The sequence below is a fragment of the Streptomyces sp. TM32 genome (genome assembly GCF_004122755.1).
Taxonomy (GTDB): domain Bacteria; phylum Actinomycetota; class Actinomycetes; order Streptomycetales; family Streptomycetaceae; genus Streptomyces; species Streptomyces sioyaensis.
In genome coordinates this window covers 13,273-32,909 of the sequence record NZ_SDIG01000060.1, presented here as the reverse complement: position 1 = coordinate 32,909, position 19,637 = coordinate 13,273, and the positions used below count along the sequence as shown (strand labels likewise).

Here is a 19,637-nt window from a genome sequence, read left to right as displayed (position 1 = left end):
GGGCTGCTGGTTCGGGTGGCTCGGGATGACGGGAGAGCGGGGGGAAGCCCCAGGGTCAGCCGCGGACCCCACGCAGGGCCATCGACACCGCCGCCTCCGTGATTTCGTCCGGGTCCTCCGCGGCACCGAGTTCGATACGGCGGACCGCGGCATCGACGACTCCCTGGAGGAGCATGGCCGCGAGTCGGGGCTGCTCGTGGCCGAGGGCGGCGAGCGCTTCGACGATCATGGCGATGAGTCCGCCGTGCGCCGCGCGGATCTTCTCTCGGGCACCGGCATCCAGCTCGCCGGCCGAAATGGCGACGACGGCGCGGTGGCGCCGGTCGCCGACCAGGGCGAGTTGCCGACGCACATACGCCTCGATCTTCCCGTCGGGCGTGTCGACCCGCTCCATCGCCGCTTCGACCTCGGCGGCCCAGACGGGGAAGTCGACGGCGCACAGCTCCTCGACGACGGCGGCGCGCGAGCGGAAGTACTCGTACACGGAGGAGCGCGCGAGTCCCGTGCGCTCGGCGAGGGCGGGGAAGGTCAGTGCTTCCGTTCCGCCTTCGGACAGCAGGGTGCGGGCAGCGTCCAAAAGGGCGCGGCGCTGCATCGTCCGGTGCTCGGCCACGGAGGCCGCTCGAATCCTTGGCACGTCACCACTCTACGGATGGCGCGCTCGCCGCGGCACTCCCTATGGCGACACGGCGTGGGAAGACCCGCCTCGGGCGCAGTGCTCAGCGTCCGACGTCGGCGAGCTTCGCCCGCAGTTGGAGAACGGACTTGGTGTGGATCTGGCTGACTCTGCTTTCGGTGACGCCGAGGACATTGCCGATTTCGGCGAGCGTGAGGCCTTCGTAGTAGTAGAGCGTGACCACGGTCTTCTCGCGCTCGGGGAGGGTGTTGATGGCCCGCGCGAGCAGCCGCCGCAGCTCGCGGTCCTCGGCGATCTCGACGGGGTTCTCGGCGGCCGTGTCCTCGAGGGTGTCCATCAAGCTCAGCCGTTCGCCCCCCTCGCCGCCGACGTGCAGCAGCTCCTCCAGGGCGACCACGTTCGCCAGCGACAGTTGGCTGAAGACGTTGTGGAGTTCCTCCAGCCCGATGCCCATCTCCTCGGCGACCTCCGCCTCGGACGGGGTGCGGCGCAGTTGCGCTTCGAGGGTGGCGTAGGCCCGTTCGACGGCACGGGCCTTCTGCCGTACGGAGCGCGGGATCCAGTCGAGTGCGCGCAGCTCGTCGATCATTGCGCCGCGGATGCGGGTGATGGCGTAGGTCTCGAACTTGATGGAGCGTTCGGGTTCGAATTTCTCGATGGCGTCGATCAGTCCGAAGACTCCGGAGGAGACGAAGTCGGCCTGTTCGACGTTGGGGGGCAGGCCGACGCTGACGCGGCCGGCGACGTATTTGACCAGCGGCGAGTAGTGCAGGATCAGCTGTTCCCGCAGCCGCCCGTCGCCTGACGCCTTGTAGGAGCGCCACAACTCATCGAGCGAGGTGGGCGGGGCGGGGCGCACGCTGCCGCGCGCGGCGGGTGGTACCGCCGCACGGTCAGACCCGGAGGTGTGCTGGGGCATTCGTCGCCTTGAGCCGTTCTGCCGAGACGCGGGTGGGTGGATGCATGAGGGTTGAATTTGCCTGTGAGCGTAGCGTGACTGCAGCGTTGCGGTGTGCGATCACGGCAGGTTCGGGGGTGCGCAGATACGTTCCGCTGCCCGCACCCCAGGGTTACTCGTACGGCGTGGCGACACCCGGACAAGGGGCCGGTCGCCGCCCCGTGGAGGGTCGTGCGGACGGCGGCGGTGATGCGGCACGCGGGACGACGTGCGCCCCCGGCGCCGCCTCGCCAAATCCCCATGGGGCGGTCGTGTGCACCGAAGCGTGGCAAAACTGGATTCTGCGGTCATTCCCCTCACCCTTTCACCCGTTCGCCCCAGGTCAAGCACCGCCTCGCCGGGAACCGTCGGTCGCCTCGGCGCGTCGCGCCAACTCCCAGTGACCGCCGCACCTTTGAACGAATCCGAGGGACAGCAGCTCGAAGAGCTTGCCCTGGGTCACCTCACGGGGTGTGCCGGCCTCCTCGGCCAGGCGGCCGGTGTCCGTGCTGCCCTGGGCGGGCAGCGCCTCCAGCACGCGGGTGGCGACGGGGTCGAGGAGGTCACGGGTGAGGGTGGGCCCCCGCCGGCCGGGGGCGAGGTCGCCGATGCTGCCGACGAGCTCGATGACCTCATCGGCGTCGGTGACCACCGTGGCCTCGTCGCGCAGGAGTTGATGCACGCCGGCCGACAGACTGCTGGTGACCGGGCCCGGCATACCCATCGTGAAACGTCCGAGGGCCCGCGCCCGCCGGGCGGTGACGAGTGAGCCGCTGCGCAGCTCGGCCTCCACGACGACGGTGCCTCGGGTGAGTGCGGCGATGACGCGGTTGCGCTGGATGAACCGGCTGCGGGTGGGGTGCTCGCCTGGTGGTAACTCGGCGACCACCAGGCCCTGTTCGGCGATCCGGCCGAGCAGTTCGGTGTGGCCGCGCGGATAGGCGTAGTCGACGCCGGAGGCCATGACGGCGATGGTCGCGCCGTCTGCGGCCAGCGCGCCCCGGTGAGCGGCTCCGTCAACGCCGTAGGCGGCTCCGGAGACGACGGCCCAGCCGCGGTCGGCGAGCCCTGCGCTGAGGGTGGTGGCGAGGTGTGCGCCGTAGTCGGTGCAGGCTCGGGCGCCGACGACGGCGACCGAGCGCAGCGCCCACAACCTGAGGTTGGCCGCCCCCCGCACCCACAGGCCGAGGGGGCGGGCGTCGCCGAGGTCGTCGAGCTGGCCGGGCCATTCGTCGTCCCCTGGGCAGATGAACCGGCCGCCGAGCGCGCTGACGGCGGCGAGGTCCGTGGCGGGGCGGGCCCGTGCGGCGCGCAGGCGCAGGCCCTCGGTCTTGGCCGGGCTTGCGCCCCGGGGCGGGGTTGCGTCCTCGTCGGACAGCGCGCGCCACAGCGCCACCGGGCCCATTTCGCGCACCCAGCGGCCGGCGGTTTCATCGCCCGGTTCCAGGATGCGGGTGAGGGCCGCGCGCGCGGTGCGCTGCGGTTCGCGGGCTGTGCCGCCGGGCGCGGAGCACGGGCGAGCGGTCGCGCGCCCGGCGGTGTGGGATGCGGTTGTGGTGGGTGGGGCGTGGCCCGGTTCCGCGGTCGGTCCGGCCGCGTGTGGCCGGCCGTCCGTGGCGGTGACCAGCCTGTCCGTGGCGGTGTCCGGCCTGTCGGTGGCGAAGCCCCATGGGTCGATTCCGTTCATCGCTTGTCCCGGGTGCGGGGCCGGGTGGTGGCGGTCTCGCTGCCGCCGGTACCCGCCGTGGTCAGCGCGCCACGGCGTACGCCGGTGCGGAGTTCCAGGGCCCAGTTGACGTCTTCGCCGGTGGGGCGGTCGCGGCCGGCGAGGTCGGCGGCTGTCCAGGCCACGCGCAGGACCCGGTCGAGGCCGCGGGCCGTGAGCAGGCCGCATTCGAGGTCGCGTTCTGCTTGGGCCAGGGCGCCGGGGTGGACCTGCCAGCGGGTGCGCAGTTCATGGCCGGGGACCTCGCTGTTGGTGTGCCAGGGGGTGTCAGCGAGGCGGGCGGCGGCGCGTTCACGGGCGGCGTGTACGCGTTCGGCCACGGCCGCGGTGGATTCGGCGCCACGGCCCAGCGCGAGCAGTTCGGAGCGGGCGACCGGTTCCACCACGATCCGCAGATCGACCCGGTCCATCAGCGGGCCTGAGAGTCGTGAGCGGTAGCGCCGGACGGATGAGGGCCGGCATTCGCAGCCGCCGCCGGCGGTGCCGTGTCGTCCGCACGGGCAGGGGTTGGCGGCGAGCGCGAGGAGGATGCGGGCGGGCATGCGCATCATGCCCCCGGCGCGGGCGACGACGATGTGCCCGGATTCCAGTGGCTGGCGGAGCGCGTCCAGGACGCGTGGGCTGCATTCCGCGGCCTCATCCATGAACAGCACGCCGTGGTGGGCGAGGGAGACGGCTCCGGGGCGAGGCAGGCCGGTACCACCGCCGACGAGGGAGGCCATGGTCGCGGAGTGGTGCGGTGCGCAGTAGGGCGGCCGGTGGACGAGCGGCTGTCCCGGCGGGAGGGTGCCGGCCACCGAATGGACGGCGGTGACCTCCAGGGATTCCTTGGGTGACAGCGGCGGCAGCAGTCCCGGGAGGCGTTCGGCGAGCATGGTTTTGCCGGCACCGGGTGGGCCTTTGAAGAAGATGTGGTGGCGTCCGGCGGCGGCTGCTTCCAGGGCGCGGCGGGCGCCGTGCTGGCCTGCGACGTCCGCGAGGTCCGGGGTGTGGTCACCGGAGGGCAGGCCCGCTCCGGCGCAGGTGCCGGACACAGCGAGCCCGGCGAGCAGCGGGTCGGGGCGGCCTTCGTCCCTGGGTTCTTCGTGGGGTACCGGTTCGTCGGCGAGGACGCCGATGAGCTGGCGCAGGCTGCGGACGCCGAGGACCGAGATGCCGGGGACGAGTGAGGCTTCGGCGGCGGTCTGTTCCGGGACGACGACCTGGCGGTATCCGGCGTCGGCGGCGGCCAGGACGGCGGGCAGGACTCCGCGTACGGGGCGGACGCGGCCGTCCAGGCCCAGTTCGCCGATCATCATGAGGTCGGTGAGTTCGCGGGGGTCCAGGCGTTCGGCGGCGCCGAGGACGGCGCAGGCCACGGCGAGGTCGAAGCCGCTGCCGCCTTTGGGTACGGAGGCCGGGCTGAGGCCGACGGTGAGCTTTTTCTGCGGCCATTCGGCGCCGGAGTTCACGACGGCGGCGCGGACGCGTTCCCTGGATTCGATGAGGCTCTTGTCGGGGAGGCCGACGAGGGTGAAGGCGGCGACGCCCGGTTCCAGGTCGGCCTGGACCTCGACGACGACTCCTTCGACGCCCACGAGGGCGACGGAGCAGGTCCGGGCGAAGCCCATCAGGCCACCCCCCGTGCGTGCTGGACGACGGGGGCGCCGCGGGACGGCAGCAGGATGCCGATCACGTCGATCCGTACGCCGCCGGGCGGCGGGCCGCCGTGCCGCTCCAGCCAGCGTTCCGCCAGCAGTCGCAGCCGGGCGGTCTTCTCGGGGCGCACGGCCGCCATGGGGTGTTCGTACCAGCCGGCGCGGCGGGTTTTGACCTCGCAGACCACCAGGGCGTCTCCGTCGGCCGCGACGATGTCGATCTCTCCGTCGCGGCAGCGCCAGTTGCGGTCCAGGATCCGCATGCCGGCCTCGGTGAGCCGCCGGGCGGCCAGATCTTCGCCGTAGCGGCCCAGGGCACGTCGCCGAGTGGCGGTCGAGGCGGCCGCCACGGGGCCGGCGTCCGGCGGCGGGGCGGTGGTCGGTACGGCCGCAGGACCAAGGGCGCCGGGCGGTGCGACCGCGGGCCCCGGGCCCCTGGGCGCGCCGACGGCCGCATCGGCGGAGGCCGCATCGGCAGAGGTTACGTCGGGCACCGGGCCGGCGGCCGGATCATCGGCCGTCCGGGCTCCCGCGGACGGTTCCCGTCCCGCAGGCGCCGCTCCGCCGTTGCCGCGCCGGGCACGCATCCCACCGGCGGACCCCGCGCTGCCCGACCCGCGCGCCACCACCGCAGGCGGCGGTGCCGAACAGGCCCACTGCCCGTGCTGTGCTCTCGCCGGCTGCGGCTCCCGCGGCCCGGGGTCGAGCGGTGTGTCCCTTCCGGCCCTGCGGCCGGCGTGCATGGCGTTCATGCGGTACCACCTCCGGCACCGACTGTGACGCCCCCGCGCGGAGCTGTTGGATCTTGGTGGACAACGAGCCGCCTGTGGACAACCTGCTCACCCGTCCGAGTGAGGGCCGACCCGACGGCGGCCGGGTCCCACCGCTCCGCCGCCCTCGGCCGGACTCAGCTCCCCGGAAGATCCAGATCGCTCTTGTTGAGCTCCTCGATGTTCACGTCCTTGAACGTGAGTACCCGCACCTGCTTGACGAAGCGAGCCGGGCGGTACATGTCCCAGACCCAGGCGTCGGCCATCGACACCTCGAAAAAGACCTCTCCCTGGACCGAGTGCACCTGCATCTCGTAGTCGTTGGTGAGGTAGAAACGTCGCTCGGTCTCGATCACATATTTGAACAGCCCGACGACGTCGCGGTACTCCCGGTAGAGCTTCAGCTCCATCTCGGTCTCGTACTTCTCGAGGTCCTCGGCGCTCATGGCAGATCCCCTTCAGCCGTGCGTCCCCCTATTGTGCGTCAGACCCTCTCGGTCTCCAGGAGCACCGGCGCATTAGGGGGCCCTTCGACGAGCAGCATGCGCAGCAGCTCGGCGAGTCTGGTCGGGTACACCGTCTCATGCGAGGCGGACAGTTCCTCCGACGTCCACCACCTCAGCCCCGAGACGCTGCGTCTCTCCAGCTCGGTCTGCCCACCCGGGTCGGTGGCCGTCCGGTCCGTCCGACCCAGGTAGTACCACTCATCCTGCTCCCAGCGCCGCCCGTCGAACGGGAATGCGCAGCGGCGCTTCCACAGGACGGGGCCGAGGACGGCGTCGGTGATGCCGGTCTCCTCGGCGAGCTCACGGCGGGCCGCCTCCTCGTGGCTCTCCGTGCCCTCCAGGCCGCCGCCCGGGGTGAACCACCAGGTCTCGGTCGGACGGGCCGGTTCGAAGCCGTGGAGCAGCAGGATCCGGTCGTCGGGGTCGAGCAGCACGATGCGGGAGACCTGGCGCACCGTGCCCTCCGCCGGCTCGTCTGGGGTGTCTTCCGCCCCGGTCTGCGCTCCCCGGCCGGACGCCGCTGCCGGGCTGTCAGCCGGCGGCTCGGCGTCGCCGGGGCCCCCGCCGGACCGGTCGCCGGCCGCCGCCTCACGGCCACCGGCCGGCTCCCCGCCGTCCCGCCTCTCAGGCACGCGTACGCCCCCTGCGCCGCGCGATGGGCCCGTAGGCGGCACCGCCGAGGATGAGGACCGCGCCGGCGAGCACGGTGAAGGTGATGGGCTGTACCGGGCCGGGCTGCGAGGTGCCGCCGGGGAGCGCGGAGAAGGCGGCCGGGCGCTGCATCATCCCGATGCTGCCGAGCGGCCAGGCGCGGGCGTCGACCCGGGCCCGGACGGCGCTGCGCGGGACGGAGCCGTGATCGCTGTCGGAGAGGTGGACGCGCGAGTCCATGGAGTCGCTCCGGTGATCGCCGAGCAGGAAGAGCTGACCGGCGGGCACCTTGGCCTTGAAGCCGACGGGCGAGGCGGGGCCACTGCCCTGCAGATACGGCTCCTCGATGGGGGTTCCGTCGACGGTCAGCCGGCCCTGCTTGGTGCAGCAGGCGACCTTGTCGCCGCCGACGCCGACGACCCGCTTGACCATCGGGAGGTCGCCCCACACGGAGTCCTTGAAGATGACGACGTCACCGCGGCGTATCTCGGAGCCCGCCACCTTCTCGGCCAGGACCCGCGACCCGACGGTGATGGTCGGCGTCATCGAATCGGTCGGCACCGTATAGGGGCGGTACGTCAGCGCCGCCCATACGAAGCCGCCCAGGAACGCCGCACAGCCGACGGCCACGGCCAGACCGGACAGCACACTGCCCATGGTCCGGCCGCGGCCGTCCGTCCTGTGTTCCGTCGTGCTGCTCATCCCAGCGCTCCCACCCCGCGGACCCGGCCCGCGTCGAAGATCCGGGACGGCACCTTACCTGGGGTTACGCTCTCCGGTCAGCCTCCGCCGACGCCAGATCACGATCGGAACCGCGCCGGCCAGGCCCAGGGCGGCCGGTGCGACCCCCATCGCCTTGTTGATCCCGGGCTGATCGAAGGTGTCCGGTACGGGCAGGGTTGCCCAGCGGTTGACGGGCCAGGCGATGGTGAACGCCCGGCCGACGACCTCGTCCTCCGAGACCGTGCCGTTGCCCTTGAGGGTCTGGTGGTAGCGGGAGTCGAGGGAGTCGTCGCGGTGGTCTCCCATCACCCAGATCCGGCCCTTGGGAACCTTGATCGGGCCGAACGCACGGTCACCGCACGGGGTGGCGCCGGGGAAGATGTAGGAGTCTTCCTTGAGGGCCTTGCCGTTGACCTTGACCGGGCCGGTGCCGTGGCACTCGACGGTGTCGCCGCCGACCGCGATGACCCGCTTGATCAGGTCCTTCTCCTCGGCCGAGGGCATCAGACCGATGAAGCTGAGGACCTTCTGGACGGGGTTGGGCTCGGGGGTCGGCGTCTCGTTCAGCCAGCCGCCCGGGTCGTGGAAGACCACGACCTCGCCGCGCTCCGGTTTGGAGCCGAACCACGGCGTCAGCTTGTCCACCAGGACCCGGTCCCCGCGCTGCAGGGTGTCCTGCATCGAGTCGGACGGGATCGAGAACGCCTGCACCAGGAAGGTCTTGATCAGCAGGGCGAGGAGAAGGGCGATGCCGATGAGAATCGGCAGCTCTTTCCAGAAGGCACGCGGCTTCTTGGCCTTCTTCATGCTGCCGCTCACCCCGCCACTCGCCGACGTGTCCCACGTGTCCGACGCGTCCGCCCCGGTAGAACGCGGCGACTGGGCCTGCGCTCCTGATGGTGACTGTGTCTGATGCACGGAACTCGCCGCCGGCTGCGGGGTCTCACCGCGCCCTGCCGGCTCCTCGGGCTCTTCGGTTCCGGACCGCGCGCCGACCGCCAAGTCCCCCACATCTGCTCCTCACTCCACGCACTCGCCCGCGCGTCAACCGGCGCAGGCCCACCACTCCCATAACGAGCGGGAGTTCCGCAGGGGTCGGGAGTACGGTCAAACTCTCAGGTGACACCCTATGCGGCACACCCGCTGCGGACGCCTTGGCGCCCGGCGCGTCGTGCACGGTCGTAAAGGTGTCCGGCTCTTCGAGGCGCCGCCAGTGCGAGAACGGCCAGCCGATCACCACGGCCCGGCCCACCACTTTCTGCTCTGAGACCGTGCCACGGTACGGCTCGTCCAGGTGGAAGCGCGAATCCGCGGAGTTGGAGCGGTGGTCGCCCATGACGAAGATCCGGCCGGTGGGAACGGTCACCGAGAACTTCAGTGTGGAGGGCGGGTTCCCCGGATGGACGTACGGTTCGGTCAGCGGGGAGCCGTTGACGGTGACCTTGCCCTGCTTGTCGCAGCATTTGACGGTGTCACCGCCGACCGCCACGACCCGCTTGATCAGGTCCTGTTCATTCGCCGACGGCAGCAGGCCGATGAAGGTCATGGCGTCCTTGACCGGCTTGAAGGCTCCCCCGTCGTCGGTGGGCTTGTTCTGCTCACCCTTGAGCCAGCCCCCGGGGTCCTGGAAGACGACGACGTCGCCGCGCTCGGGCGTCGACCCGAACCAGGGCGTGAGCTTGTCGACCAGCACCCGGTCGCCGATCTTGATCGTCTGCTCCATGGAGCCGGACGGGATGACGAAGGCCTGGACGAGGAACGTCTTCAGGACGAGGGCGATGGCCAGTGCCACGCCGATGAGGATGGGGATTTCCTTGAGGTAGGAGCGTTGTCTGCGGCGCTTGATGCGCCGGGCCTGGCGCCGGCGCTCGGCCCGCCCGCCGGTCGCGGGCCGGCCCGCCCGCCGCCCTTGAGGCGCGGATCGTCCGCGCCGCGGTCCGGGGCTCGTGCCGGGCTCCTGAGGATCGCCGTGACCACCTGAGTCGCCGTACGCGCCGGCGGCGTCCGGCTGCGGCTGCACGGCAGCACGGCCCCGCCGTGCGCCGTCCTTGCTCCCGTGGCGGGGGCGTCCGCGGCTACCCACGTGGGCCTGCCGCGGCGGGTATCCGGTCGAAGGCGCGGGGGGACCCAAGGGTCCGCCAGCGGCTCACCGGCCAGGTGATCAGGTCCGCGCGGCCGATGACCTCGTCGACCGGGACCGTTCCGCCGCCGGGCTGGCCGAGGTGGTCACGGGAGTCACTGGATCTGGCGCGGTGGTCGCCCATGACCCACAGCCGGCCCTTCGGCACCACGATGTCGAAATCCACCGAGGACGGCGCGTCCCCGGGGTGGAGATACGCCTCGTTCACGGGCTCACCGTTCACTTCGATCCGCCCCCGTTTGTCGCAGCAGGTCACGTGGTCACCGCCGATGCCGATCACGCGCTTGACGTAGTCGGTCTCGTCGGGCCGGGCCAGCCCCAGCGCCGCACCGGCGCCGCGCAGCAGTCCCGTGACGGGATTCTCCCCCTGCTCCCTGTGAACGAACGATCCCGTGCCGTCGAACACCACCACGTCGCCGCGCGCGGGCGCGCCGCCGAAGCGGTACGCCAGCTTGTTGACCAGCACCCGGTCCCCGATCTGCAGGGTGTTCTCCATGGAGGAGGACGGAATCAGGAAGGGCTGGGCGATGAACGCACTGAGCAGCAGTACAAAGGCCAGACAGAGCGCGAGCAGGGTGACCGGCCGGTGTCGCAGACCGGCCGCCCAGCCGGGAAAACGCGCGGAGCGCGACCCCTGCTCCGGCCCCTGATCGGGGGTGGGACAGGGGTCGCGCTCCGTGAGCTGTGCGTCGGTGTCCATCGGGCCCTGAGCCTATCCGGCCGGATCCGGACGCCGTACGTGAGCGTCGGTTTGCGTTGCCGGTGCGCAAAAAATCGCACCCCGGGGCGGCCCGGCTCAGTTGTCGCGCTTCTCCTTGATCTTCGCGGCCTTGCCGCGGAGCTCGCGCAGGAAGTACAGCTTGGCGCGACGGACGTCACCGCGGGTCACGACCTCGATCTTCTCGACGATCGGGGTGTGCACCGGGAAGGTGCGCTCGACGCCGACGGAGAAGCTGACCTTGCGGACCGTGAAGGTCTCGCGCACGCCGGCGCCCTGACGGCGGATGACAACGCCCTTGAACTGCTGCACACGGGAGCGGTTGCCCTCGATGACGCGGACGTGGACGTTGACGGTGTCGCCCGGGCGGAAGGCCGGGACGTCGCTGCGCAGCGACGAGGCGTCGACGGAGTCGAGAAGGTGCATGACCTACTGCTTTCTTCGTTGATGCCACAGGTCATCAACGGGATGTCGGAAATGATGTGTCGGATGCCGTTCCGTCGGGCGGGCGTCGTTCCCCCTGTGGCAGGGGCGCGCGCCGGACGCACACGGCAGCGGCCTATTCTTCCACGGCCTCGGTCGTCCGCCCAAATCGGCCGTCGGCGCCCACCGACCAGCCGAGAGCCGCGAGTATCGCGCGGTCGTGTTTGTCGAATGCGGCGGGGTCGGCGCGCTCGATCAGATCGGGGCGGTTGCGGTCGGTGCGGCGGAACGCCTCGTCCCGACGCCAGCGGGCGATCTTGCCGTGGTGCCCGCTGAGCAGCACCTCGGGGATGCCGCGGCCGCGCCACTCGGGGGGCTTGGTGTAGACGGGGCCCTCCAGGAGGTCGGCCATCGCGCCCGGGGCGAAGGAGTCGTCCTGATGGGAGGCGGCGTTCCCGAGGACGCCGGGCAGCAGCCGGGCCACCGCCTCGACCATGACCAGGACCGGTGCCTCGCCGCCGGCCAGGACGTAGTCGCCGATGGAGACCTCGCGCACCTCGACGCGGTCGCCGTACTCCTCGATGACCCGGCGGTCGATGCCTTCGTAGCGGGCCGGGGTGAACACCAGCCAGGGCTTGGCGGAGAGTTCGACGGCGAGCTGCTGGGTGAAGGGGGCGCCGCTCGGGGTGGGGACGACGATCACCGGTTCGCCCTCACCGGACGCGAGGATCCCGTCGAGCGCCTCGCCCCACGGCTCGGGCTTCATGACCATGCCCGGGCCACCGCCGTAGGGGGTGTCGTCGACGGTGTTGTGCTTGTCGTGGGCGCAGTCCCGCAGGTCGTGGATGCGCACATCGAGCTGTCCGCGCGCGCGGGCCTTGCCCACGAGGGAGACGTTCAGCGGCTCCAGGTACTCGGGGAAGATCGTGACGATGTCGAGCCGCATCAGCTGTCCTCGCGGCCGGAGGCGATCTCTGCCTGGCTGTCGTCGAGGAGGCCGGGCGGCGGGTCGACGACCGCGCGCTGCTCGTCGAGGTCGATCTCCGGGACGATCTCGGCGACGAACGGGATCATGACCTCGCTGCCGTCGGGCCGCCGGACGATCAGCAGGTCCTGGTAGGGCAGATGGGAGACCTCGGCGATCCGGCCGACGGCGGTGCCGTCGCGGGTGACGACATCGAGGTCGATCAGCTGGTGGTCGTAGAACTCCTCGGGGTCCTCGGGGACTTCCTCGGGGTCGACCTCCGCGATCAGCAGGGTGTTGCGCAGCGCCTCGGCGGCCGTACGGTCCGCGACACCCTCGAAGCGCAGCAGCAGCCGGCCGCTGTGCACCCGGCCGGTCGTGATGGTCAGCGGTCCGACGGAGGACGGTTCGGTGGCGAGGACGGCGCCCGGGGCGAGCCGCAGTTCGGGCTCATCGGTCCGCACCTCTACCGTGACCTCGCCCTTGATGCCGTGGGCGCGGCCGATCCGTGCCACTACCAACTGCACGCTGTTCTCTCCCTTGCCAGTGCCTACGGCACTGTTCCGTGTCCGTAGACGACTACGGGCCGGGGCGGGCCGGCAGCCCTCCCCGGCCCGAGCCGGTGTTCAACTTGTCAGCGGACCTGGTCCACGTCGACGAGGTCGACGCGGATGCCCCGTCCGCCGATGGCGCCCACGACGGTCCGCAGCGCGCGGGCGGTACGGCCGTTGCGGCCGATCACCTTGCCGAGGTCGTCGGGGTGGACCCGGACCTCGAGCACGCGCCCGCGGCGCAGGGTGCGCGAGGCTACCTGCACGTCATCGGGGTTGTCGACGATGCCCTTGACGAGGTGCTCGAGGGCCTCCTCGAGCATGCTCAGGCCTCGGTCGACTCGGAGGTGGACTCGGCCGCAGCCTCGTCCGCCTTCTTGTCAGCCTTCTTCGCCTTCGGGGTGATGGCCTCACCCTTCGGCTCGTCGCCGGAAGCCTTGGCGGCGGCCTCGAAGAGGGCGCGCTTGTCGGCCTTCGGCTCGGCGACCTTCATCGGCGCCGGGGCGGGCAGGCCCTTGAACTTCTGCCAGTCGCCGGTGACCTTGAGGATGGCCATGACGGGCTCGGTCGGCTGCGCGCCGACACCCAGCCAGTACTGGACACGCTCGGAGTCGACCTCGATGCGCGAGGGGTTCTGCACCGGGTGGTACAGGCCGATCTCCTCGATGGCCCGGCCGTCACGGCGGGTACGGGAGTCGGCGATGACGATGCGGTAGTGAGGCGCGCGGATCTTGCCCAGACGCTTCAGCTTGATCTTGACTGCCACGGGAGTGGTGTCTCCTGGTCTTGACGTGGTAGGGCACAACGAGATGCCACGTGGGGTTGCGGTACTCGGATGCCCGATGGACGCGCCAGCCGGAGGAGAGAGGGGTCCTGTGCGACTGTCGAGTACAGCCAGCCATTGTGCCACACGCACTCGGGTCAGCCGACCGCGGCGACCTCGGGGATACGGAAGGGCTTTCCGCAGCCGCCGCAGACGATCGGCGCCTGAGCGAGCACGGACGGGACGACCCGGACATTACGCCCGCAGTCGCAGACGGCCTTGACCCGGACGCCGCCCCCGGAGGAGCCGTGCCGGGCGGCGGGGCCCCGGAAGCTGCGGGCGGTGTCGGTGGCGGTGGCGGCGCTGTGCGCCTTGAGCGCTCTGGCGAGCCGTTCGATGGTGGGGCGGTAGCGCCTTCGGGCTTCGGGGTTGAGCGTGACCAGCGAGAAGCCGCTGCTGGGATGCGGCTCGTCGACATGGTCCAGGCCCAGTTCCTCGGCGATCGCCAGGAACCGGCGGTTGTGGTAGCGGCCTGCGCGGGAGGTGTCACGGACGCCGCGGGCGGCGGCGATGCCGTGGACTGCCTCATGGAGCAGCCGTTCGAAGGAGAGTTCGGCGCCGCAGGCGGACGAGGACTCTCCGATCAGGGACTCGGGCGCGGCCAGATCCGGCAGCTCGGGGTGGTGCCGTTGAATATCGGCCCAGGCGAGTGCCAGCTCGGCGGCGAGGACAGGCGGTGTCGTGCTCACGTCGTGACAACGAGCCGGGGCCGCCGAGTGTTCCGATTCCGGGGCATCTCAAATAATTTGCACGTACCAGTCAGTTTCCGGTCATGAGTCGTGCCGAGGGCGGGTGCGCCGATCTACGCAGAAGGCGCCCAGCAGCTCGCAAGCCGGTACGTATCACCGCGTACGCCGCATGGCGTAGCCGGTCGTATGCGGCGTACGGATCACCGCGGCGATGGTACGGGGACTACCTGTGCCCGCCGACACCGGCCCGTATTCCCTCCCGGAGCGGGCGGACAGGGGTGAGCGGACGGCGCCCCGGGGGCTCGGCGGCGGCTCTTTGCCGTGGCGGAACGGGGCCGGGCGGGGCACGCTGGAACGGCGCTCCAGGGAGCGGGCCCGGCGCATAAAGGGGCGCGCGGGAGACAACCCCGGCGCATCCCCTGGACGCCCGGACGAATGCGCAGTTGTCTGGATCGCGGGGGCGCACCACGCGCGAACACGGGGGCGATCGGTACGGAACAGCTTCGGGTTCTCGGCGAATAGGGGCGCTATCGATGTCACCCACGCTCGTGCGGCAGCAGCTTGCGCACTCCGGATCCATACGCTGCGACGACCCGCCCGCTCCGGACCGGTCACGGCGCACCCGTGACTGGGCCGAGATCCAGGAGCGGATGCTGGTACCGCTGTACGAAGCCGCGTACGACCGCCTGGGCGTCGGTCCCGGCACGCGCCTGCTGGGGCTCGGCTGTGGTTCCGGGCTGGCGCTGCTGCTGGCGGCGGCGCGCGGCGCGCAGGTCAGCGGGGTGGATGCGGACGAGTCCCGGCTGGAGCTGGCGCGTGAGCGGCTCACGCCGGAGGGCGGGCCGGAGCACACCCGGCTGGTCAGTGGGGGCCTGGAGGCCGCGGCGCCCGGGGAGGCCGCCTTCAACGTGGTCACCGCGTTCCACCCGGTGGGCTGTGTGAGCACGGTCGAGGGGCTGACGGCCTCGCTCACCACGGCGGCCGGGCTGGCGGAGCGCGGCAGCGCGGTGGTGCTGGGCGGCTGGGGCCCGGTGGAGCGCTGCGCCACGGCCGGGGTGCTGGGGGTCGCGCGGAGGCTGGCCGACCCGCGGGGCGACGGCGCCGCCGGCTCCGCCGGGGGGTGGCCCAGCGGCCGGGACGATCTGGAGGAGCTGGCGGACCGGGCGGGGCTGCGGCCCGATGGTTCGGGCCGGGTGGCCTGCCCGTTCGGGTACGCGGATCCGGCGAGCGCGGTGCGCGGGCTGCTGTCGACGGGGCTGTTCGAGGCGGCGCTGGAGGCGACGGAGGAGCGTCAGGTCGAAAAGGAGCTCGCGGAGGCGCTGCATCCGTACCAGCGGGCGGACGGGACGGTGTGGATGCCGAACGTGTTCCGCTATCTGATCGCGCGGACGCGGTAGCGCTGCCGGCGGGCTGGTCGACTGCCGGCGGGCGGGTTCCGGCGCTGGTCCGCGGAGGCCCCCCGCCCCCGCACCGCGCGAGCCCCCGGCCGCACACTGCCGGCCGGGGGCTCGCGCACGCGGAGCTGGGCGGATCAGCCCATGAACTTCTTGAATTCCTCGGGGAGTTCGAAGTTCTGCGGGTCCTGGCCGCCCTGCGGCAGGCCCAGCGGGTTGCCGGACTGGGCGGCCTCGCGGCGCGCGGCCGCGGCCTGCTCCTCGGCCTTGCGCTTCATCGGGTTGCCGCTCTTGCGCTTGCCCTTGGCCTGCTTGACCTGCTTCTTCTTGCGGGCGCCGCCCCCCATGCCAGGCATGCCCGGCATGCCGGGCATCCCGGGCATGCCGCCGCCCTGGGCCATCTTCGACATCATCTTGCGGGCCTCGAAGAACCGCTCGACCAGGCTCTTGACCTGGCTGACGTCGACACCCGAACCCTTGGCGATACGCGCCCGGCGGGAGCCGTTGATGATCGTCGGCTCGTGGCGCTCGGCCGGCGTCATCGACTTGATGATGGCGGCGGTGCGGTCGACCTCGCGCTCGTCGAGGTTGTCGATCTGGTCCTTCATCTGCCCCATGCCGGGCAGCATGCCGAGCAGCTTGGAGATGGAGCCCATCTTGCGGACCTGCTCCATCTGGGCCAGGAAGTCGTCGAGGGTGAACTCCTTGGGGCCCTTCGCCAGCTTGGCCGCCATCTTCTCGGCCTCGGCCTGGCTGAAGGTCTGCTCGGCCTTCTCGATCAGGCTGAGCATGTCGCCCATGCCGAGGATGCGGGACGCCATGCGGTCCGGGTGGAACGCGTCGAAGTCGTCCAGCTTCTCGCCGTTGGAGGCGAACATGATCTGCTTGCCGGTGACGTGGGCGATGGACAGCGCCGCACCACCACGGGCGTCACCGTCGAGCTTGGAGAGCACCACACCGTCGAAGCCGACGCCGTCGCGGAAGGCCTCGGCGGTGTTGACCGCGTCCTGACCGATCATCGCGTCGACGATGAAGAGGATCTCGTCGGGGCTGACAGCGTCGCGGATGTCCGCGGCCTGCTGCATCAGCTCCTGGTCGATGCCCAGGCGGCCGGCGGTGTCGACGATGACGACGTCGTGCTGCTTGCCGCGGGCGTACTCCACGGAGTCCTTGGCGACCTGCACCGGGTCACCGACGCCGTTGCCCGGCTCGGGCGCGAAGATCGCCACGCCGGCGCGGTCGGCGACGACGGAGAGCTGGTTGACGGCGTTGGGGCGCTGGAGGTCACAGGCGACCAGCAGCGGGGCGTGGCCCTGCCCCTTGAGCCAGCGGCCGAGCTTTCCGGCGAGCGTGGTCTTACCGGCACCCTGCAGACCCGCCAGCATGATCACGGTCGGCGGGTTCTTGGCGAACCGCAGCCGCCGGGTCTCTCCGCCGAGGATGCCGATGAGCTCCTCGTTGACGATCTTGATGACCTGCTGGGCGGGGTTCAGCGCCTGGGAGACCTCGGAGCCGGTGGCCCGCTCCTTGACCTGCTTGATGAAGGCCCGGACGACGGGGAGAGCGACATCCGCTTCGAGCAGCGCGATACGGATCTCGCGCGCCGTGGCGTCGATGTCCGCCTCGCTCAGGCGGCCCTTGCCCCGGAGGTTTTTGAAAGTACTCGCCAAGCGGTCGGAAAGCGTATCGAACACGGCGTTCGTCGATCCTCGGGGTCGGGGGCGGGGTGCAGTCGGGTTCCAGGGTATCGGGCTGCGCAAGGGAAGCGTTCCTGCCCTGTTTCCCGGTCCCTGCCGCGCCACGCCCCGTACGGCTACCCGAGGGCGCTCTCCACGGCCGCCGCCAGCTCATGGGCCGCCGTATCGGCGAGCGGCGCCCCGTCCGGATCGGTGACGTAGAACGCGTCCACCGCGTTCGCCCCCAGGGTGCTGATGTGGGCACTGCGGACCGCGACACCGGCCGTCTCCAGGGCACGGCCGATGCGGTGCAGCAGACCGTGGGCGTCCTGGGCGCGGACCTCGATGACGGTCGCCGTACGGGAACTGCCGGTGAGGGCGCTGACCCGGGGCGGCGGGGCGACCGCGGCACGGGCGCGGCGGGCATAGGCGCGTTCGCGCTCGGCGAGGCGCGCGGGGATGTCGAGGGAGCCGTCCAGGGCGCGGACCAGGTCGACGCGCAGCCGGTCGGCGTCCGGCAGCGAGCCGTACTCGGCGGCCACCCGCCAGCTGAGCAGCAGGACCGGGCTCTCGCCCCCTTGGTCGAGGACGAGCAGGTCGGCGGCGCGGACGGTGAGCCGGTGCAGGGCCAGCACGCCGGCCGCCGCGGGCAGCACACCCGACTGCTCCGGGACGGCGATGAGCAGTTCCACGCCGACCGGCTGCCGGGCGCTCTCCTCGGTTCCGGAGCCGTCCTCGGACTCGGGCTCGGTGGGCGTTTCGGCACGGGTGTGCAGCGCCAGGACCGGGCCCGTCGTCCGCCGGGCCTCGGCGGCCAGCCGCTGCTGCTCCGCGGTCGGCTCGTCCGCCGGGCGCACCTCCTCCTCGGGCTCCCCGGCGAGCCGCGCGGCGACCCGTTTGACCAGGTCGGCGACGAGTCCGCCGCGCCAGGCGCTCCAGGCGGCGGGCCCGGTGGCCAGGGCGTCGGCCTCGGTGAGCGCGTGCAGCAGCTCCAGGGTGCCGACGCCGCCGACCGCGTCGGCGACCGCGCCGACGGTCGCCGGGTCGTCCAGGTCGCGCCGGGTGGCGGTCTCGATGAGCAGCAGGTGGTGGCGTACGAGGGTGGCGATCACTGCGGTGTCGCGGGCGCCGAAGCCGAGCCGGGCCGCCACGTCGCGGGCGATGGTCTCGCCGGCCACCGAGTGGTCGCCGGGCCAGCCCTTGCCGATGTCGTGCAGCAGGGCGGCGACCAGCAGCAGGTCGGGGCGGTGTACCCGGCGGGTCAGCGCGGACGCCCGGACGGCGGTCTCGATCAGATGGCGGTCCACGGTCCAGGTGTGGACGGGGTTGCGCTGGGGGCGGCAGCGCACGCGCTCCCAGTCGGGCAGCAGCCGGGTGATGAGGCCCTCGGCCTCCAGGGCCTCCCATACGGGCACGGTGTAGGTGCCGGCACCCAGGAGGGTGACCAGCTCTTCGCGGGCCTCGGCGGGCCACGGCACGGGCAGCGGACGGGTGGCGGCCGCCTCGGCGCAGCGGCGGATCGAGTGGGTGGCCAGCGGCACTCCGGCCTGGGCGGCGGCGGCCGCGGCACGCAGCACCAGCACCGGGTCGCGCTCCGGCCGTGCGGTGCGGGCCAGCACCGCCTCCCCGTCGAGTTCGACGACGCCCTCGGCGAGCGGCGTGCGCTCCGCCTTGCCCGCGTCGCGGCCGGGCAGCAGGCCGCGCAGTACGGGCTTGACGGAGCGGGCGCGCAGCACCCGGCGGACCTCGCGCCAGGTGACATCGGCCGCGTAGGAGATGGTGCGGGCCGATTCGTAGGTCTGCCGCAGCAGGGCGTCCGCGTCCAGCATGCCCAGGGCCTCGGCGACCTGGGGGTGCTCCTGGAGGGAGAGCCGGTCGGTGGCGCGGCCGGTGGTCAGATGGAGTGCGTCACGGGTGTCGAGCAGCCGGGTGCGGGCGGCTTCCAGGCCGCCGCGCGGGGCGTCGGCGAGCCAGGAGGCGGCGACCGCCCGGAGCGCGGTGGCGTCCCGCAGCCCGCCCTTGGCCTCCTTGAGGTCGGGTTCGAGGAGGAATTGCAGTTCCCCTTGCCGCTCGGCGCGCTCCTGGCAGAGGTCGTGGAGTTCGGGGAGTCGCTTGGGGGCGCTCTCGCGCCAGTCGGCGTACGCGGTGCTGCGCAGCGCGGCGGTCAGTTCCGGATCGCCGGCGAGGTGGCGGGCGTCGAGCAGGCCCAGCTGCACCTTCAGGTCGTCGCGGGCCGCTTTGCGGGCCTCGGCGGGGGTGCGTACGGAGTGGTCGAGGTCGAGGCCGAGGTCCCAGACGGGGTACCAGAGGTGGTCGGCGAGCGCGGCCAGGGCGCCGGCGTCGGCGCGGCCGTCGTGCAGCAGGAGCAGATCGAGGTCGCTGCGCGGGGAGAGTTCGCCGCGGCCGTAGCCGCCGACGGCGACCAGGGCGGTGCCGGACAGGCCGGCGGCGGTCGCGTGCCGATTCAGCATGCCGGCCAGCCAGTCGTCGGTCAGCCGGGCGAGGGCGGCGCGGCGGTCGGGTCCGGCGACCGTGTCGTCCTGGAGGAGCCGCAGCCGGGCCGCGGGGTAGCCGCCTTCCGGGGCGGGCGCGGGCGTGCTGCCCGGGCCCGCCGTTCCGGCCGGTCCCGCCGTTTCCTCGACGCTCTCCGTCAACGCGCGCTCCTCGCTCGT

20 protein-coding genes are annotated in these 19,637 nt (G+C 72.1%); 1 reads left to right on the top strand and 19 read right to left on the bottom strand.

Going from position 1 to position 19,637, the window contains the following annotated elements:
• Nucleotides 1–55: 55 nt before the first annotated feature.
• The 17 genes from EST92_RS15800 to EST92_RS15720 all read right to left on the bottom strand — a co-directional run bounded on the left by EST92_RS15800 (nucleotide 56) and on the right by EST92_RS15720 (nucleotide 13,895).
• On the bottom strand, nucleotides 56–595 hold the full coding sequence (locus EST92_RS15800) for a TetR/AcrR family transcriptional regulator (RefSeq protein WP_129281574.1): 540 nt from the start codon (nucleotides 593–595) through the stop codon (nucleotides 56–58).
• 124 nt (nucleotides 596–719) lie between these two features.
• Complete coding sequence (whiG, locus tag EST92_RS15795) at nucleotides 720–1,556, bottom strand: RNA polymerase sigma factor WhiG (protein ID WP_006602830.1); 837 nt, start codon at nucleotides 1,554–1,556, stop codon at nucleotides 720–722.
• Nucleotides 1,557–1,917: 361 nt separating this feature from the next.
• Nucleotides 1,918–3,261 carry a DNA-processing protein DprA gene (gene dprA, locus EST92_RS15790; protein ID WP_129281570.1) on the bottom strand — a complete coding sequence of 448 codons (1,344 nt, stop codon included), beginning with the start codon at nucleotides 3,259–3,261 and terminating at the stop codon, nucleotides 1,918–1,920.
• Nucleotides 3,258–4,910: a YifB family Mg chelatase-like AAA ATPase gene (locus tag EST92_RS15785; protein ID WP_129281569.1), complete on the bottom strand. Its 1,653-nt coding sequence runs from the start codon at nucleotides 4,908–4,910 to the stop codon at nucleotides 3,258–3,260. Before EST92_RS15785 ends, dprA begins: the two co-directional genes overlap by 4 nt.
• The gene (locus EST92_RS15780) at nucleotides 4,910–5,287 is read right to left on the bottom strand and encodes a YraN family protein (protein ID WP_129281573.1); all 378 of its coding nucleotides are present in this window, start codon (nucleotides 5,285–5,287) and stop codon (nucleotides 4,910–4,912) included. Before EST92_RS15780 ends, EST92_RS15785 begins: the two co-directional genes overlap by 1 nt.
• 557 nt (nucleotides 5,288–5,844) lie before the next feature.
• Nucleotides 5,845–6,153 (bottom strand): DUF2469 domain-containing protein, encoded by a 309-nt coding sequence (locus tag EST92_RS15775; protein ID WP_003980220.1) that lies wholly within the window; start codon nucleotides 6,151–6,153, stop codon nucleotides 5,845–5,847.
• 38 nt (nucleotides 6,154–6,191) lie between these two features.
• Entirely contained in the window at nucleotides 6,192–6,668 is a 477-nt protein-coding gene (locus EST92_RS15770; RefSeq protein ID WP_129281572.1) for an NUDIX hydrolase, read from the bottom strand.
• Nucleotides 6,669–6,837: 169 nt separating this feature from the next.
• Nucleotides 6,838–7,566: a signal peptidase I gene (lepB, locus tag EST92_RS15765; protein WP_129281568.1), complete on the bottom strand. Its 729-nt coding sequence runs from the start codon at nucleotides 7,564–7,566 to the stop codon at nucleotides 6,838–6,840.
• Between the two features lie 54 nt (nucleotides 7,567–7,620).
• Nucleotides 7,621–8,589, bottom strand: coding sequence for a signal peptidase I (lepB, locus tag EST92_RS15760; RefSeq protein ID WP_129281571.1), 969 nt, complete (start codon nucleotides 8,587–8,589; stop codon nucleotides 7,621–7,623).
• Nucleotides 8,531–9,433 carry a signal peptidase I gene (gene lepB, locus EST92_RS15755; protein WP_254068834.1) on the bottom strand — a complete coding sequence of 301 codons (903 nt, stop codon included), beginning with the start codon at nucleotides 9,431–9,433 and terminating at the stop codon, nucleotides 8,531–8,533. Before lepB (EST92_RS15755) ends, lepB (EST92_RS15760) begins: the two co-directional genes overlap by 59 nt.
• Nucleotides 9,434–9,662: 229 nt before the next feature.
• Nucleotides 9,663–10,427 (bottom strand): signal peptidase I, encoded by a 765-nt coding sequence (gene lepB / locus EST92_RS15750; protein ID WP_129281566.1) that lies wholly within the window; start codon nucleotides 10,425–10,427, stop codon nucleotides 9,663–9,665.
• A gap of 96 nt (nucleotides 10,428–10,523) precedes the next feature.
• Nucleotides 10,524–10,871, bottom strand: a complete 348-nt coding sequence (rplS, locus tag EST92_RS15745) for a 50S ribosomal protein L19 (protein ID WP_006602839.1) — start codon at nucleotides 10,869–10,871, stop codon at nucleotides 10,524–10,526.
• A 133-nt stretch (nucleotides 10,872–11,004) separates the two neighbouring features.
• Nucleotides 11,005–11,814 carry a tRNA (guanosine(37)-N1)-methyltransferase TrmD gene (trmD, locus tag EST92_RS15740; protein WP_129281565.1) on the bottom strand — a complete coding sequence of 270 codons (810 nt, stop codon included), beginning with the start codon at nucleotides 11,812–11,814 and terminating at the stop codon, nucleotides 11,005–11,007.
• On the bottom strand, nucleotides 11,814–12,359 hold the full coding sequence (gene rimM / locus EST92_RS15735) for a ribosome maturation factor RimM (protein WP_129281564.1): 546 nt from the start codon (nucleotides 12,357–12,359) through the stop codon (nucleotides 11,814–11,816). The genes trmD and rimM overlap by 1 nt, the downstream gene beginning before the upstream one ends.
• A 107-nt stretch (nucleotides 12,360–12,466) precedes the next feature.
• Nucleotides 12,467–12,706 (bottom strand): RNA-binding protein, encoded by a 240-nt coding sequence (locus EST92_RS15730; RefSeq protein ID WP_003980229.1) that lies wholly within the window; start codon nucleotides 12,704–12,706, stop codon nucleotides 12,467–12,469.
• Between the two features lie 2 nt (nucleotides 12,707–12,708).
• Nucleotides 12,709–13,149, bottom strand: coding sequence for a 30S ribosomal protein S16 (gene rpsP, locus EST92_RS15725; protein ID WP_006602842.1), 441 nt, complete (start codon nucleotides 13,147–13,149; stop codon nucleotides 12,709–12,711).
• A 155-nt stretch (nucleotides 13,150–13,304) separates the two neighbouring features.
• Nucleotides 13,305–13,895, bottom strand: coding sequence for a hypothetical protein (locus EST92_RS15720; protein ID WP_129281563.1), 591 nt, complete (start codon nucleotides 13,893–13,895; stop codon nucleotides 13,305–13,307).
• A 533-nt stretch (nucleotides 13,896–14,428) separates the two neighbouring features.
• Between EST92_RS15720 and EST92_RS15715 the strand changes: the two genes are divergently transcribed.
• A complete protein-coding gene (locus EST92_RS15715; RefSeq protein WP_129281562.1) occupies nucleotides 14,429–15,292 on the top strand; it encodes a methyltransferase domain-containing protein in 864 nt (287 codons plus the stop codon).
• A gap of 134 nt (nucleotides 15,293–15,426) precedes the next feature.
• Here EST92_RS15715 and ffh read toward each other — a convergent pair whose 3' ends face one another.
• Together ffh and EST92_RS15705 are read right to left on the bottom strand one after the other, a co-directional pair.
• Complete coding sequence (gene ffh / locus EST92_RS15710; RefSeq protein ID WP_129281561.1) at nucleotides 15,427–16,983, bottom strand: signal recognition particle protein; 1,557 nt, start codon at nucleotides 16,981–16,983, stop codon at nucleotides 15,427–15,429.
• A 119-nt stretch (nucleotides 16,984–17,102) separates the two neighbouring features.
• Nucleotides 17,103–19,619, bottom strand: a complete 2,517-nt coding sequence (locus tag EST92_RS15705) for a [protein-PII] uridylyltransferase (protein WP_129281560.1) — start codon at nucleotides 19,617–19,619, stop codon at nucleotides 17,103–17,105.
• Nucleotides 19,620–19,637: the final 18 nt, after the last annotated feature.